The organism is Tunturiibacter gelidiferens, from assembly GCF_014201335.1.
Lineage (GTDB): Bacteria > Acidobacteriota > Terriglobia > Terriglobales > Acidobacteriaceae > Edaphobacter > Edaphobacter lichenicola_E.
On the sequence record NZ_JACHEB010000001.1, the window covers coordinates 619,819 to 635,396 of the forward strand.

Annotated in this window: 17 protein-coding genes; 6 read left to right on the plus strand and 11 right to left on the minus strand. The window is 59.1% G+C overall.

All coding sequences use genetic code 11. The features are described 5' to 3' along the window. Window positions 1-63 precede the first annotated feature (63 nt). Window positions 64-588 carry a hypothetical protein gene (locus HDF14_RS02545; protein WP_183973208.1) on the minus strand — a complete coding sequence of 175 codons (525 nt, stop codon included), beginning with the start codon at window positions 586-588 and terminating at the stop codon, window positions 64-66. 36 nt (window positions 589-624) lie between these two features. Continuing rightward, window positions 625-2,079, minus strand: coding sequence for a TolC family protein (locus tag HDF14_RS02550; protein WP_183973210.1), 1,455 nt, complete (start codon window positions 2,077-2,079; stop codon window positions 625-627). 96 nt (window positions 2,080-2,175) lie between these two features. Here HDF14_RS02550 and HDF14_RS02555 point away from each other — a divergent pair, with 96 nt between their 5' ends. Beyond that, window positions 2,176-2,832 (plus strand): DsbA family protein, encoded by a 657-nt coding sequence (locus HDF14_RS02555; RefSeq protein WP_260697964.1) that lies wholly within the window; start codon window positions 2,176-2,178, stop codon window positions 2,830-2,832. A 14-nt stretch (window positions 2,833-2,846) separates the two neighbouring features. Further along, window positions 2,847-3,413, plus strand: a complete 567-nt coding sequence (locus HDF14_RS02560; protein WP_221304517.1) for a PPC domain-containing DNA-binding protein — start codon at window positions 2,847-2,849, stop codon at window positions 3,411-3,413. A gap of 24 nt (window positions 3,414-3,437) precedes the next feature. On the opposite strand, the gene HDF14_RS02565 is transcribed toward HDF14_RS02560, so the two are convergent. Both HDF14_RS02565 and HDF14_RS02570 read right to left on the minus strand, forming a co-directional pair. Beyond that, the gene (locus HDF14_RS02565) at window positions 3,438-4,118 is read right to left on the minus strand and encodes a class I SAM-dependent methyltransferase (RefSeq protein ID WP_183973212.1); all 681 of its coding nucleotides are present in this window, start codon (window positions 4,116-4,118) and stop codon (window positions 3,438-3,440) included. 82 nt (window positions 4,119-4,200) lie between these two features. Continuing rightward, window positions 4,201-5,256 (minus strand): radical SAM protein, encoded by a 1,056-nt coding sequence (locus HDF14_RS02570; protein WP_183973214.1) that lies wholly within the window; start codon window positions 5,254-5,256, stop codon window positions 4,201-4,203. A gap of 195 nt (window positions 5,257-5,451) precedes the next feature. Between HDF14_RS02570 and HDF14_RS02575 the strand changes: the two genes are divergently transcribed. Beyond that, on the plus strand, window positions 5,452-6,333 hold the full coding sequence (locus HDF14_RS02575; protein WP_183973216.1) for an FkbM family methyltransferase: 882 nt from the start codon (window positions 5,452-5,454) through the stop codon (window positions 6,331-6,333). A 21-nt stretch (window positions 6,334-6,354) separates the two neighbouring features. Here HDF14_RS02575 and HDF14_RS02580 read toward each other — a convergent pair whose 3' ends face one another. The 3 genes from HDF14_RS02580 to HDF14_RS02590 form a co-directional block, all read right to left on the minus strand. Then, window positions 6,355-7,347 carry a PDZ domain-containing protein gene (locus tag HDF14_RS02580; RefSeq protein ID WP_183973217.1) on the minus strand — a complete coding sequence of 331 codons (993 nt, stop codon included), beginning with the start codon at window positions 7,345-7,347 and terminating at the stop codon, window positions 6,355-6,357. Between the two features lie 65 nt (window positions 7,348-7,412). Beyond that, window positions 7,413-8,369 carry a HEAT repeat domain-containing protein gene (locus tag HDF14_RS02585; protein WP_183973219.1) on the minus strand — a complete coding sequence of 319 codons (957 nt, stop codon included), beginning with the start codon at window positions 8,367-8,369 and terminating at the stop codon, window positions 7,413-7,415. Window positions 8,370-8,472: 103 nt separating this feature from the next. Then, window positions 8,473-9,264: an RNA polymerase sigma factor gene (locus HDF14_RS02590; protein WP_183973222.1), complete on the minus strand. Its 792-nt coding sequence runs from the start codon at window positions 9,262-9,264 to the stop codon at window positions 8,473-8,475. Window positions 9,265-9,542: 278 nt separating this feature from the next. On the opposite strand from HDF14_RS02590, the gene HDF14_RS02595 reads away from it, so the two are divergent. After that, window positions 9,543-10,235, plus strand: a complete 693-nt coding sequence (locus HDF14_RS02595; RefSeq protein ID WP_183973224.1) for a ribonuclease HI family protein — start codon at window positions 9,543-9,545, stop codon at window positions 10,233-10,235. 3 nt (window positions 10,236-10,238) lie between these two features. Here the strand turns inward: HDF14_RS02595 and HDF14_RS02600 are convergent, their stop codons facing one another. Together HDF14_RS02600 and HDF14_RS02605 are read right to left on the minus strand one after the other, a co-directional pair. Then, on the minus strand, window positions 10,239-10,667 hold the full coding sequence (locus HDF14_RS02600) for an OsmC family protein (RefSeq protein ID WP_183973226.1): 429 nt from the start codon (window positions 10,665-10,667) through the stop codon (window positions 10,239-10,241). A gap of 74 nt (window positions 10,668-10,741) precedes the next feature. Continuing rightward, a complete protein-coding gene (locus tag HDF14_RS02605) occupies window positions 10,742-11,200 on the minus strand; it encodes a MarR family winged helix-turn-helix transcriptional regulator (protein ID WP_183973228.1) in 459 nt (152 codons plus the stop codon). Between the two features lie 110 nt (window positions 11,201-11,310). Here HDF14_RS02605 and HDF14_RS02610 point away from each other — a divergent pair, with 110 nt between their 5' ends. Next, window positions 11,311-13,176 carry a TonB-dependent receptor plug domain-containing protein gene (locus HDF14_RS02610; RefSeq protein WP_183973230.1) on the plus strand — a complete coding sequence of 622 codons (1,866 nt, stop codon included), beginning with the start codon at window positions 11,311-11,313 and terminating at the stop codon, window positions 13,174-13,176. Window positions 13,177-13,187: 11 nt separating this feature from the next. Here the strand turns inward: HDF14_RS02610 and HDF14_RS02615 are convergent, their stop codons facing one another. Next, the gene (locus HDF14_RS02615; RefSeq protein ID WP_183973232.1) at window positions 13,188-13,652 is read right to left on the minus strand and encodes a hypothetical protein; all 465 of its coding nucleotides are present in this window, start codon (window positions 13,650-13,652) and stop codon (window positions 13,188-13,190) included. A gap of 74 nt (window positions 13,653-13,726) precedes the next feature. Next, on the minus strand, window positions 13,727-14,206 hold the full coding sequence (locus HDF14_RS02620; RefSeq protein WP_183973235.1) for a GatB/YqeY domain-containing protein: 480 nt from the start codon (window positions 14,204-14,206) through the stop codon (window positions 13,727-13,729). Between the two features lie 149 nt (window positions 14,207-14,355). Between HDF14_RS02620 and HDF14_RS02625 the strand changes: the two genes are divergently transcribed. Further along, window positions 14,356-15,555 carry a pyridoxal-phosphate-dependent aminotransferase family protein gene (locus HDF14_RS02625; protein ID WP_183973237.1) on the plus strand — a complete coding sequence of 400 codons (1,200 nt, stop codon included), beginning with the start codon at window positions 14,356-14,358 and terminating at the stop codon, window positions 15,553-15,555. Window positions 15,556-15,578: the final 23 nt, after the last annotated feature.

Sequence of the window (15,578 nt, forward strand, 5' to 3'; positions counted from 1 at the left end):
TTCCGCCGCGAAAGTGCCTGTGCCACCGCAGACTTTCGCTATGTTTTCATCACGCAGCAGCGATCAGTCCACAGTTCCAGTTGGCGGCTCGCCCCAACGCTCCGACCGTATCGCCGCGGAACCGTTTCCATCAATGTGTTCCCGCGCACTCTCAGCCGGCCTCACCGCATTTACGATCTGTAACAGAATCTGGAAGGGTAGAATCAAAAAGCAGAACCAGCCCGCATGACCGAATCCGCGATCTGTCACAACAACGCCGATGGCCAGGATGAACAACGCACCCGATGCCACACCCCACACTGGGTTCCGGAGCCGTCGCCGCAATGGCTCTAGCTCAGCATCCGTCCAGGCACCTTTCTTCATGCCGCCACGCAGCTTTTGCACGACCAAGGCGATGATCGCAAGTCCAGCCAGGAAAGGTATTGTGAAAGTGAACAAGCGAAACGCCCACACCGGCAACGCTGTGACACGATTGGACAGTTTCGGGTACACCACTACCTCGAAGAACACCGCGCCCGCCATAACTAGGTTGCCAACCAGGGCCCACGCTGCCAATCGCATCGGCGATGAACGCTCGGCGTTCTTCATGCGGAGAATCCTAACACCGACCCTTGGGTTGCAGCTCTACCGGCCCAGGTAAACCTTGTACTGCGACTCCACGACGCCGGTATTGCGCGCCAACTGCAGCTTCGACTGGTTGTATTGATAGAGCGTATTCACAAGCGTGCTCTGCGCCGCCGCCAGCGTCGCCTGAGCCTGGACCACCGGCAGGTTGTCATCTACGCCCGCCGAGAAACGATCGGTCGCATCCTGCAACTCCTGCGTCGCAAGATCCACGTTGCTCTTGGCAACCTTCACCAGATCATTCGACGACTGAACATCCAGCATCGCCGAGCGAATCTGTTGCTCAATTGTCACTCGCAACGACCCGATCTGCTGTCTCAGCCCGATCATCTGCGCATCCGCCACCTCACGCTCGCCGCGAAGCTGTGCTTCTTCAAATACCGGCACGCTCACCTTACCGGTCGCCGTAAACACACCGTGGTAGAGCGAACCGATCTCACCGAGCACTCCATAGTACCCATCGAACGACAACACCGGCAGCCGTTCAGCCCGCACGGCCTTCCGTGCCTTCACCGCAACCTCAAGCTGCGCCTGCAGACTCAGCAGATCCTTCCGGCGCTCGTAGGCCAGCTTCTTCGCATCATCCAGCGGCAACTGCGCAAACTCCCCATAAGGCGCCGCATCCGTAAGTTTAATCTCCTGATCCACCGGCAACCCAATTAGCCGGTTCAGTGCAATCTTGTCCTTCGCAAACGCGTTTTCGTCATTGATAAGCGCCTGCTGCTGCGTTTGCAATTGAACCCTGGCGCGCAACTCGTCCAGATTGGTCCCAACGCCTGCTTCGTGCGAGGCCTTCGCCTGCTCATACGCGACCTCATCAGCCTTCTCCAATGCCTGCGCATTCGTAATCTGCGAAGCATCCGCCAACGCCAGCAGATACTGCGTCCCCACGGAAAGGACGACGGCATCCTCCTGATTCAGCGTCGTAAAGTTCGCCGCCTTGGAAGCCTGTTGCGCGGATCGATACAGATAATAAGCCGGCACATTGAAGAGCTGTTGATTCAAGCTCATCTGTGCCGAAGCCGTGTTCACCTCGACGATTTCGTTAAATATGAACCCCGGCGGCAACGGAAACTCCGCAAGCGAGGACCCCTTGAATCCCTCCGCCGCAAGGTTAATTTGCTGCGCTTCGATCGCCCCCTTGGCCGTCAAGCTAGGCAACAAACTATTCTCGGCCGTCAGAACCTGGCCCCGCACCATCCGTTCGTTCTGGACGGCCAACAGCATCTGCAGGTTGCGCTTCTCCCCACGGGCGATCGCATCGTCGAGACTCAACGGCATCGCCCCAGGCGTCCCCTGCTCGACCACCACCCCGCCCGGAAACTTCACAATATTGGGCGTCGGAGCCGGAGGCAGATCCGCGCTCTGAGTCTGTGCGTCAGCCAGTGGGCTGCACAGGATCAATGCCAGAGGCCAGGCCTTCACTCCTCTTAATCTTCCAGTAAGGGATTTCATGCTCTCTTATTAGAGTGCCACACTCCCCTCCCGATGCAGAAATTGAAGGAAAACCGTTCCAACCCCGCCGTCAGCTAAAATACAAAAGATAATCCTATGCGTCTTACACCAATGACCCGCATCCTTCTCGCAGCAGCCCTGTTCCTCGCCCTTCCGGCCAGCCTCCCGGCCTTCGCTCAGGGCTTCAAAGACACCTCCATGCTCCGTGCTCCCAAGGGCTCCCCGGTCGCCATCTACGAGTTTGAAGACCTCGAATGCCCCGCCTGCGCCCACGCCTTCCCCATCGTGCACGCGGCCGTTGACAAGTACAAGATCCCGCTTCTTCGCCACGATTTTCCCCTCCGCATGCACATCTGGAGCATGGACGCCGCCATCACGGCCCGATACATGCAGGACAAGATCTCCCCCCAGTTCGCTGAGGACTATCGCCGCGCTGTCTTCGCGAACCAGATGTCTATCGCCTCGAAGGAAGACCTCAACGCCTTTACGCAGAAGTACTTTCAATCTCACGGTAAGGTAATGCCCTTCGTCATTGATCCAAACGGCCTCTTCGCCGCCGAGGTACACGCCGACCAGACCCTGGGCGAGCGCGTCGGCCTCACTAAGACCCCGACCATCTTCATCGTCACCCAAAAGGGATACACCGAGGTTAGCGACGTGACCCAGCTCTACGCCATGCTCGACACCGCAATCGCCGAAAATCCCGCCCCCGCTGCCGCCGCAAAACCAAAGACCACCACAGCGAAGCGCTAGGAAGCGATAGATCGATGACCAGAGCCCAGCGTCTCCTCCCAGGCCTGCTGCTCACCACGATTGTCACGATAACCAACGCCCAACAAAGCTCCCCGGAGTTCATTCAACCCACGAGGCCAGTGCCAACTGGCCTCGCGCCCCACATGCAGGTGAAGCTGGTAAGCCAGCAAAAGGGCGAACGTACCTTCGCCGTCATCTTCGGCAAAGGCGACGAGGTCCTCAGCGGCCTCACCGACTTCGCGAAGCAATACCACGTCGGCGACGCACACTTTACGGGCATCGGAGCAGTCTCGAGCGCCCTCACCGCATGGTTCGATCTCGACCGTAAACTCTACCATCCCCTGCCGGTCAACGAGCAGGTCGAGGTCCTCTCCATCATCGGCGACATCGCCACCTTCCAGTCGAGACCGATCGTCCACACCCACGTCGTGCTGGGAAAACGAGACGGAACGACCGCAGGCGGTCATCTCTTCGAAGCCTGGGTGAACCCAACCCTTGAGGTCTTCGTCACCGCCGAGGACACACCACTAAACAAGCGCGACGATCCAAGCGGCCTCAGACTCATCGACCCAACGAAGTAATTCGCGCGATCAATCTTTCACAGCTCAACGAACCTGAAAGATCAGGAAATAATCCTCTTTATCCGCCTTCGTAAAATCGTACGTCCCCGTGAGCTTGTACCCAGCATCACTCATCTCTTTCACCACCACATCCTGATTCAATCCGTGATCCGCTCCGTTGCCATTGCGGTCGATGATCCCGACCTTCGCCCCTGGCCGCAGTGCTTTCTGCAGCACCTTCATCGTCGACACCGGATGCGCAATCTCGTGATACACCTTCAGCATCAGCACCGCGTCCACGCTACCCTCCGGTAGCCGCGGATCGTCGGCGGTACCCAGCACCGTTCGCACATTCGACAGATTCTCCGTCAACACTCTCTTCCCGATGTGTTCGATCGCTAGTGGATTAATGTCTTCCGCGATCACCGCGCCCGTCGGTCCCACCCTGCGCGCCGCAAGCACCGTAAACCAGCCCGAGCCCGCACCGATATCGGCAACATTCTTCCCTGGCACAATCCCCAGCAGATCCATCACTCGATCGATTTGCAGCTTCTTATCCCGGTCCGGATACTCAAAAATGGAAAGGTCGCCCGAGTAAGGTGTGCTTGTAGGCCGCTGCGTCACATCCTGCGTGCCCGTCTGCCCACCAGCAGGCAAGCCCACTCCAACCACCAAAGCTAATCCAAGAAAAAATCTACCCAGCCCAAGCCGCGTCGAACGCATCATCCCAACAGCATCCGCTAATTTGCGAACTCAGGCAATCCCACCATTGTCGGTTACAGACCCACCCACAACTTCACCCACACGATCAACTAATCTGCACAAGCTCGCTATTACCCGAAGCCCCTGGCGTCACCGACGAGGTCTGCGGCGCGCGCCAGTGATCGATGTAGCTCACCTGGTGCACGCAGCTAATCGTGCAGCCCGGCGCACAACTCTTCTCCGTCAAAAACTCCCGCTTCACATCGGCCGTCTGGTAATTCGCCAGCGGCACCCCCGGATACCCACGCTGCTGGCTGCAATAGTGCACCAGACCGTTCTCGCAGATATACAAGTACCGCCCACCCGCCCGGCATCGCCAATCGTTCGTCTTCCCATTCGCAATTGCTTCCTGGAAGTGATTGAACCGCGAGTAGCTCCGCCGCGTCAGGTTCCGCACCTTGTCCCAAACACTGCGCTCCGCATCGCCCAGCGGCTTCAACTGCCCGCTGCCATCGTGAATAATTCCAATCGTCGAGCTGAACCCCAACGCCAGCGCGCGCTCGCTCACCGTTAGCGCATCATTCGGATCAGCAATCCCGCCGCCGACCACCGAGTTGATGTTCACATGAAAATCCGCGTGCTCAGCCAGCATCTGTAGCTTCTTATCCAGCACCTTCAGGCTCTTCTTCGAGACCTCATCCGGCATCACGTTATCGATCGAGATCTGCATATGGTCGAGCCCGGCCTTGTTCAGTCGCTCAATCCTGTCCGGCATCAGCAGATATCCATTCGTGATCATCCCGGCGATCGCGCCCGTCTTCCTGATCCGCGCAATAATCTGATCCAGCTCCGGGTGCAGCAACGGCTCGCCGCCTGAGATCGTTATCACCGAAGTCCCCAACCGCCCCAGATGGTCGATGCGGCGCAGCATCTCGTCCAGCGGAACCGGTGGCGAGTGATCGTCATACTCGTTGCAGTAGGTACAAGCCAGGTTGCACCGCCGCATCGGCACAATGTGCGCCATATACGGATGCCCGGTCGACATCACCGCGGAACCAATTGAACCCAGCTCGCGCAGCTTACGCGTCACTGCCTTCAGGCGGCGCGTGGCGGTCATCGGACGTCTGCCATTCACCGAGGCAGTTGTAGAAGCAGAAGACATATCACTTTCAAGTATATCGAAACGTGGCCCAACGTAGTGTTTTCCCAACAACCGGAACCCGAAACCTCATCCAACTTGCGTGTCATTTGCTTTGCCCGGTATCACCGCATCACAAGGCCTGATGACGACCAACCTACCCTCCTTGTTGTAGTTACAAATAAAAACGACTGGCGTATCATCTCCCTCATGCAACCAATGAAGCAGCAACTCCTGCGATTTGTGGGACGTCAACATTGGCTTCGCGGTCGCGACAGAATCCTCCGGACGTTTTCGCACCCCGACCATCAGGAATCGCACCCGTTCAACACTGATTTCTTTGGCAAGTCTTACTCCGGCAACATGGCCAACTTCATCGACTGGTCCGTCTTCTACTACGGAGCCTTTCAGCTGCATGAAGTACGTCTCCTCGCCGCCATCGCCGACGCGCTCCGTGCCACCGGCAAGCCAGTCAACTTCTTCGACGTGGGAGCCAACATCGGCCACCACTCCCTTTTCATGTCCAGTCATGCCGATCATATCTTTTCGTTCGAGCCCTTCTCCGTCGTGCGCGCCGAGATGGAACGCAAACTCAACCATGCCAGGGTCGACAACGTAACTATCTTTCCCGTTGCCCTCGGCGACCAGAACGAAAGCGGCACCTTCCACCCTCCCACCGGCGCCAACCAGGGCACTGGAACACTCGGCAACAACCTCCCCGACAACGCCTCCAGCGACGTTATCTCAGTGCCGGTCGTCCGCGGCGACGACTTCTTCGCAGCCAACAACCTGCCTCCCATATCGCTTCTCAAGATGGACGTCGAAGGCTACGAAGCCAAGGCACTCGCAGGCATGCGCGAAACGATCCGCCGAGACCGACCGCCCATCTTCGTTGAGATCCAGCACGATCAGTACACCGGCTCCGGCACGCACAAAGGAGCGACCGTAAAAGAACTCCTCTATCCCGATCACCTCATCTTCGAGGTCGGAGTATCCCACGGCCACTACGAACTCAAGCCCTTCATGACGGGAAATACCGAGGAAGCGCTCGTACTGCCAATCGAACTAGCTGGCCTGATCGAGGGCACCACGGTGCATTAAGAGAACGTAGCCCCGACCGCGCTACAGCTTCGCCAGCAGCTCGCGCGTGTACTGGCCAGTCTCGCCAAAAAACTCTTCCAGCCCAAATCCAGGAATCACGCTCGAACGCTTCTTATTATCCGGCGTCAGCGTCAGCGTCTCCTCATGCTTGTCGCGAATCACCACCACGGGCACAGGCTTGTTCCTGTTGTCATGCACCGTCTTGGTCCAGTCGGCCCCACTTGAAACCGGGATAGAGTTCACCTTCACCACCACGTCTCCCGCCTTCAAGCCAGCTTCCTCCGCTGGGCTGTGGATGTCGACGCTACGCACCAGCAATCCCGCACCACCGTCTGCACCAAAAAATCCAGCCAGCTGCGGTCCCATCACCTCAAGCTGCGCACCCGTATACGACGAACTCAGAATCATGTTCATCGCCAGCACCTCTCGGTGACCCTTGGGAATCGTTGTCGTCCCGGACGACGTCGAGGCCGACATAAAACTATTTCCGCCCACCGACCCCGAAATTGCTTGGCCCGGCGCCGGCACCGAATAGTGTTGCTCCCACGCCTGCTGCTCCACCGTCCGCCGGTCCGCCATCTGCATCGTCATCGTCTGCGTCTGCCCATCGCGGCTCACTACAAAACTCACCGTCCGTCCCACCGGCTGATCGCGAAGCAAACGCTTCAATTGCTCTTGCCCGTCGACGGCCTGACCGTTCATCTGCAGAATCACGTCATGCATCCGCATCCCCGCCTTGCACGCAGGTCCGTCGTGATCCAGACTCACAATCTCCGCGCCCCGGGCCTCCTTCAGTTTCAGCGCACCAAGCTGATCCTCGCTCACATCGCGCGACTCCACCCCAAGGTACCCCTGCGGCAAATATTTATGTGAGCCTTCCCCCATCGCAAGCATCCGCGGACCAAACCAGAACGGGATGCCCTGCGCCGCAAGCATCCTCTGTTCTCCACCAAGAACAGCCGTGCCCGCCACCAGCGCCACAACCCCCAACGACCTGCGGTATTTCATCTGCATAACCTTATCCGCTTAGCTCTCGCATCGTTGTGATCGAGAGAACTCCATCGCCCAGTGGGATTTCTTTACTGAATATCTGCGAAGTTCTGCAGCGCGTTATACGAGGCAGTCCGAATATAGGGATTTGCGTCCTGAGTCGATACCGTCCGCAGCACCTGCCGCACACTCGAATCCGACTGCACCGGCTCAAGCAGCCCAATCGCAGTCTTCCGAATCCCGGCATCCGGATCATGCATCACTGCTTCTAACACTGCGTCCCGCACATGTTGGTCCTGCCCGACATACTGCTGCAAGCCTTCGAGAGCCGTCATACGCACTCCCGCATCCTGGTCGTATCGCAGCGAAACCATCAGCGCATGCCGAATCCCCTTACCATCGGGTGTCGGCTGGCACTCATGCCCGGCCTTACATTCGTTCGCCAGCGAGGAAACGGAGTCCTTCCGCACCACGTCGGTCGCAGCAGCATTGGTCCCAACCATCAGCAGCTTCCGAATCTCCGGACTATCCAGCGAGCCTTCCATCGTCTCTGGAACAACCCGGTTGTACTTCACCTGCACCAGCTCCGAGTTCGGCATCTGCACAATCCCGGTCACATTTCCCACCACGCCCGGCTGTTCGGTAGTCACGATACCCTGCGGCTTCGGCGCATGTGCTACCTGATAGCGCAAAGTAAAGTTCCCTGCCAGAAAGCCCACGCCTAGCAGTAATGTCGCCAGCGCTGGCGCGCTCTGCACATGCCCGCACCAACGGTAGAAATTAACTCTCAGTTGAGTAAGAAACCCATGCGGCGGAATCATATCCAGCGCATCATCCAGCCGCATCCGCGACTGCGCCAGAAGATTCGGCGTAGGCTCCAGCACCGGCAGCAATGCCAACCGCTCTTCGAACAACCGGATCGCCTCGAGCTCCACGCGGCAACCCTCACATTCGATCAGATGCTGTTCCAGTCCCCCGGCAAGTTCATCGGGCAACTCGCCATAGTTCAGCAAAACGATACAGTCCCTTGCGCTCTCACACTTCATTGTCCTACCTCAACCAGCCTCAAATTCTGCACTTCTCTGCTGGGCTCTACGTGCGCCCTTATCCAATCATTTCGTATCAACTTCTACTTCCCAGCCGCAAACCTTATCGAAGCTCCGCCAGATTAGCCCGCAGCTTTCGCGTGGCCCGGAACAACGTATTCTTGGCCGTCTCTTCCGTCGTGCTCAACATCTCGCCAATCGTCCGCAGCTTCAGCCCCTGGTAGTGCTTCAGCTCAAACACAGTTCGCTCCCGCGGCGTCAGCTTGCTCAAAGCATCGCTGATCCGCTCACTCATCACCTTCCGGTCCAGCTCCCGGCCCGGGTTCGCCATCGCCCGGTCGTCCGTGATGTTGGCCATCAGGTCCATCTCATCGCCACTGGCATCCAACACCGTCGCCGGATCTTCCCTGCGGCTCTTGCGCCGCCTCAGCTGATCCAGGCAAAGGTTCGTCACAATCCGGTAAAGCCACGTATAAAAGCTGCATTCGAACCGGAAGTTCCCCAGGTGTCGATAAGCCTTGATGAAGGCCTCTTGGTGAACATCCTGCGCATCCTGCTCATTTCCAAGCATATGCAGCGCCAGTCGAAGCACAGACTGGTCATATCGCCGCACCAGAGCATCGAATGCTGTTCGCTGGCCCTTCTGCGCCTCGCGAATCAGTTCGTCATCTTCGGTCCGCTGTTGTGCCCGCGCGTCCAGCTGCGCCTGCGTCAGCTTGCCGCTGTTCCGGGTTCCGGGTTGAGCCGCTGCCTTTGCCATCGCTGGCAACGATTCTACCGCTGTTCCGCCAATCAGTCCCGCAGCAAACGGACTAGCGTGCCGTTTTCGGAGCCCCACAGCAAGCGGAGAAGACAACTCCCCGCCAGGATTCAATCCAGCAGCTTCTAAATTCATCGTTCTGACTCCGGAGTCAGGAAATCGAAGTACACCTCGATAGACCCCAAAACTTCCGAAAGGTGAGCATCACCAGATACCACCAAAGGGGGAGCCGCCCCTCCATCCAACCCATAACACTCGTCATCTCGACCCTGAGCGAAGTCGAACGGGCGGCGCACTTTGCCGCCGCAGTGGAGACACCCCCGTATTTCGCATCCACCTTAGCGGTTGTCCGACCGTCTCGATCCATCGACTGCCAAAGTCACCGAAGCCCCACTATCCGGTAAACTCACCCAATGCCTCCCCGTCCGACCGCAGCTCCCAGCCTCTTCTCCGAAACCCCCATCTCCAATCCGCCCGCCACAAAAAAGACCGATTGGATCAACGCCCACTGCGACGGAGGAGCCCGCGGCAACCCCGGCCCCGCCGGCTACGGCGCCCTCATCCAGGACAACGAAGGCACCGTCCTCGCCGAACTCGCCGAGTTCCTCGGCATGCGCACTAACAACTACGCCGAATACTCCGGCCTCCTCGGTTGCCTCCAGTACGCTCTCGACCACCACCACCCTCGCCTCCGCGTCGTCTCCGACTCCGAGCTAATGGTCAAGCAGATCCAAGGCAAATATCAGGTCAAAAGCCCCGACCTCAAGCCACTCTATGAAGAGGCAAAAAACCGCATCGCCAAACTCGAAGCCTTCGAGATCACCCACGCTCTGCGTCACAAAAACAAGGACGCCGACCGTCTCGCCAACGAGGCCATGGACCGCGGAATGCGCCGAGGCCCCGCCATTGGCTCAAGCTCCCCCAGCCAGCCCGCCGCCCCTCCAATCATCAAAGCCAATCCCTACCCCACCAAATCCGAAGCCCCACCCAACCCCTACGCCAAAGCCGACACCATGCTCCGCGGCTTCACCAAAGACGGCGTAGTCCACATCCTCGGCGGCGCAACCCTCCCCGACGGCATCTTCGTCAAAATCATCCGCGAATAAAACCTACTTGCTCGAGACGTCCACGCTCGAATCATTCGCGTATTCGATCCTGAAGTCGATCTGGGCGGCCTTCTCCAGCATCTTCGAGACCGAACAGTACTTGTTCTTCGAGAGTTCAACCGCATCTTCGGCAGCCTTCTTTGAGACAGCACCGCCAATCCTGTAAGTCAGCATGATCCTTGTAAACACCCGAGGCGGCGCAGCGGACTGTTCAGCGGTTGCAGACACAGTAAGGCCGGTCAGGGGCTCGCGCTTCTTTTTGAGAATCGAAACGACATCGACGGAGGTGCAACTGCAAAGTGCCATCAGCACCGCCTCCATTGGTGAAGGGCCGTTGGCGTGCCGGTCGCCGGCATCGAAAATGACGCTATGGCCACTTTCGGACCGCCCCTCAAATTCCATCTCCTTCGTCCAAACTGTCTCAGCAATCATTAGTCGCTCCCCTGAATTCATCGGACACTCGATTAATCTTGGTCCGTTATCAAATTATCGACTTAGGAATAAGCTCAGCGTCCCGCAGCAGCGATCCGCGCACAAAGCTCTTCCACCGCCGTCATCTGCGTCAGCATGGTTTCCAACTTCTGTGCCCCCACACCATCCTCAAATCGCCGCTGCATTCGATCCAGAATCCCCATCACCCTCACCGCTCGCCTCTTCCCCAGCGGCTTGAGCAGCAACTGCACCGCCCGCGCATCCTCCGGATCGATCCTCCGCTCCACCAGACCCTTCGCCTCAAGCGACGAGATGCAATGACTCACATTGCTTCGCGTAGTCTCAAACGCCTCCGCCAGAGCCGACGGCTTGATCTGCCCGCGCTTCTCAAAGAAGATCGCCGCCAACACCATCGCCTCAAACGCAGTCACCTCCTCATCTTGGAGCACAAGATTTAGTGAAGCATCCATTCTCCGCGCAATCCGGCTAGCCTGAAACACCGGGCTCTGCCGCAAAAAAGCTTCGATCCGCATCGCACCTCTTCTCCGGCAGATAATTGATTAATTCAACTATTTATAACAAAACAAAACTACCTCCACTCGTCCCTCAACCCGGCGCATTATCGTTTTGGACACCGGACCCTATGAAAACAACTTTAGCCTACCTGCCTCTCTGTCTGATCTATCTGAGCGCCGCCGCCCAACAGCCCCAGCAAGCACCCACTCCATCGCCATCCCCAAACAAACCCGCACCCATCGCCCAAAGCATCTCCGTCACCACCACCCTCGAGCCACTCCCCCTCGCCGAGAGCGACCGCTCCGTCAACCTCATCTCCCCACGCGACCAGCCCCTCGTCTCAAACTCCGTCGTCGACTACCTCCGCCAAGACTCTTCTCTCAACCTGCAAGCCCGTGCAGCCAACGGCGTCCAGGCCGACCTCTCCCTCCGCGGCACCACCTTCGAGCAGTCCCTCATCCTTCTCAACGGCCTCCGCATCAACGATCCCGAAACCGGCCATCTCAATCTCGACATCCCCGTCCCCCTCGACGCCGTCACGCGCATCGACATCCTGCACGGCTCAGGCAGCACCTTCTACGGCTCCGACGCTATCGGCGGGGCCGTCAACCTCCTCACCCAGCCTCCAGCCCCAGGCCTCACCGTCATTGGCAGCGCGGGCGGCGGCAGCTATTCCTCCATCGAGCAGCACCTCCGCGCCTCCTACACTCAGGGCCCCGTGGCCACCCAGCTCACCGGCAGTCGCGACACCTCCGACGGCTTCATTCCCGACCGCAACTACTCAAGCAACGCGCTAGCCTCCGAGACCTGGCTAACCCTAAAGCCCGGCACAACCGACATCCTCCTCGCCACCAGCGACCGCCCCTACGGAGCCAACCTCTTCTACGGCCCTTACGACTCATGGGAGCGCACCAAAGGCTGGTTCGCCAGCATTCAGCAGCAGTTGGGCCAGAAGACCGCCGCCAGCTATGGCTACCGCCGCCACACCGACCTCTTCGTCCTCTTCGCCGACCAGCCCCAGATCTACGAAAATAACCACATCACCACCAGCTACGAAGCCGCCCTCCGCCGCGCCGACAACCTCACCCCCAACACCACCCTCTCCTACGGCCTCGAAGCCGACGGCGACTCCATCCACTCCAACTCACTCGGCCAACACGCCCGCAACCAGGGCGCAGGCTACGTCAACCTCAGCCTCCGCACACTCGGCCGCTTCTCCCTCTCGCTCGGAGCACGCGACGAAGTCCTCTCCAGCAATGGCAATGTCTTCTCCCCCAGCATCGCCGCCGCTTACACCCTCACCCACACCACGCGCCTCAGAGCCTCCGCTGGCCACGGCTTCCGGCTCCCCACCTACGTCGACCTCTACTACTCAGACCCCACCACCATCGGCAATCCCAACCTCAAACCCGAGTCCTCCTGGAGCTACGAAGCCGGCCTCGACTGGACCCCCACAAACGGCCGCCTAACACTCACTGCCACCGGCTTCCGCCTCCAGCAAAAAGACACCATCGACTACTCCAAACTCGCCCTCGCCACCCCGGCCCTCACCTTCGCGGAGCCCTACCAAGCAGTCAACATCCAGAACCTCAACATCACTGGAGCCGAAACCACTCTCCGCCTACGTCTCACTACCACGCAGCAGCTACAGTTCAGCTACGCCGCCGCCCACGCAGCATCCCCACCACCCAACCTCATCTCCGAATATGCCTACAACTACGCTGCGCAAAACGCCATCTTCGCCTGGAACGGAACCCTCCCTGGCAGCATTGGCCACCAGATCAACGCCCACACCCAGGTCAACGTCGTCCAGCGCACCCAGCACACCGCCTATCCGCTCTGGGACATCGCCCTCTCCCGCAACACTGGTCGTTTACGCCCCTACCTGCGCCTGCTCAACCTCAGCAACACCGGCTACCAGGAGATCCCACAAGTCCCCCTGCAAGGCCGCACCATCATCGCCGGCACCGAGTTCAACTGGTCACGCCGATAGCGCTACGCAGATCACACCCGATGAAACGTATGCCAATGCGATATCTCTTCCACTGCAATCAAAACCAGCGTCACCATTGACAGCGCAAGCTGCACCCGCTCCGCCCTCAACTTTCGCGGTGTCAAGGGCTTCAACCGCCACTGCGCAGACGGCCGACTTCGCAGATGCCGCACATGCAACAACACTGTCAGGTTCAACAGCGCACCCACCAGCGACAGCACAATCATCGGCACACGAACCCAGTCCGTATGCAGTCGATCCCACTGCTGGCCTGCTCCAACGATGCTGGCCAGCGCACCCACCCCAATCAAAAACCGCAGTCCATCCAACGCAACAAAAAAACTGCAAACGCTCTGCAGCACCGCGAAGAGAAAACTAGACCAGCCAATAACACCCTGGGCCTTCCCTATTTCACTCGGTATCACGCGCGACAAAGCTTCGTCAGATTCCTCCAGCTTTGCACCAGCAGTCGTCATCGAAGCGGAACTCCTTACGAACAATTGATTCGGGCCTAGACTCGCCGGCGCCATATTTCTTGCACAATCAAAAACTAGCCCTGCTTCGCCAACTCCGCCTTCACAATTTCGCTGACCAGCTTCCCATCCGCCCAAAGCCCACTCGCCATGATCCGTTGCTTGGTCACGTTCATGATCGGCCCGATATCCTTCGGCCCCGGCCTCACTCCCCCGGCATCCTTCTGCAGATACTCAATCGCGCCATGCACTATCTGTCGAATCTCCGCCTCCTCGGCAGCCTTTGGCAGATACCCTTCGATCATCCCGATCTCCGCCTGCTCCTTCTCTGCCAGCTCCGTCCGTCCACCTTTGGTAAACGATTCCACCGACTCCCTCCGCTGCTTGATCAGCGTCGTCAGAATCTGTTGCTCCTCCGCATCGGTCAGCTTCTCGCGCTTATCGATCTCTTTGTTCCTTAGCGCCGACTTCACCATCCGCAGCGTCGTCAGCTTATGCTCGTCCTTCGCCTTCATCGCTACCACAATATCCGTCTGAATCTTCTCGCCAATCGTCATCGCATCTCCAATCAATCCTCCATTATAAGTAAGCCGAGCAACGCGAGGCCCCAAGCCGCCCGCATCACCGAAACAAGATACACAAGTCACGAAGTGACCGCCCCACGCGTAGTGGGCCCGTCCGGCAGGGCCCCGCTACAATAAATCCTATGATCCGCAAAACACGCCTCTTCACCCCTGGTCCGACCCCTCTCCTCCCCGCCGCCCAGTTCGCCATGGCCGCGGCCGATATCCACCACCGCACTCCCGAGTTTCGCGCGATGTACACCCGAGTCCTCTCCCAGCTCAAAGAGTTCGTCGGCACCAAAAACGACGTCATCATCCTCTCGAGCTCCGGCTCCGGAGCCATGGAAGCCTCCGTCTCCAACCTGACGTCACCCGGAGATCGCGTGCTGGTTCTGACAGCCGGCAAGTTCGGCGAGCGCTGGACCGGCATCACCAAAGCCTTCGGCTGCCACGTCGACGTCGTCAGCGCCCCTTACGGCAGCACCTTCTCCCTCGACGAAGTCAAAGCAAACCTCCACCTCGAAACCCGCGCCGTCTTCGTCCAGGCCACCGAGTCCTCCACCGGCGTCCGCCACGACATCGAAGCCATCGCCAAGCTCCTCAAATCCGAAAACTCCGAAGCTCTCCTCATCGTCGACGGCATCACCGGCCTCGGCACCTCGCACCTCGACATGGACGCCTGGGGCATCGACGTCCTCATCGGCGGCTCGCAAAAAGCCGTCATGATTCCCCCCGGCCTCAGCTACCTCGCCGTCAGCGCCCGCGCCTGGGACCGCATGGAGGCCACCTACAACCCGCGCTACTACTTCGACCTCCGCAAGGAGCGCAAGAACGCCGCCAAGGGCGAATCCGCTTACACGCCCTCCGTCGCGCTCATCGCAGCTCTAGGCGCAGCGTTGAACTACATCGCCGCCCAGGCCGGTACGCCCGAAAAGCCCGAAGGCGACCTCGCAGAAGGCCGCAAGAAGTTAGTCGACAACGCGATCACCTGCGCCGCCATGACTCGCGCCGCAGCCACCGCACTCGGCCTCAAACTCTTCGCGCCCGTAGGCTACGAAGCCGCAGCAGCCACCGCCATCGTAGCCCCCGAAGGTACCGACTCCGGCACCCTCGTCAAAGGCCTCAAATCGCAGTTTGCCGCCATCGTCACCGACGGCCAGGGCGAGATGAAGGGTCAGCTCTTCCGCATCGCCCACATCGGCTTCTTCGACTACATGGACACCATCGCCATCATCGGTGCTCTCGAGCAAGTCATCCACAAAACCAAATTCCCCGCACCCAACTTCACCTTCGGCAAAGGCCTCATCGCCGCCCAAACCTTCTTCGCCGAACACGCCAAATAACCAACAACGCCACCGTCTCAGTT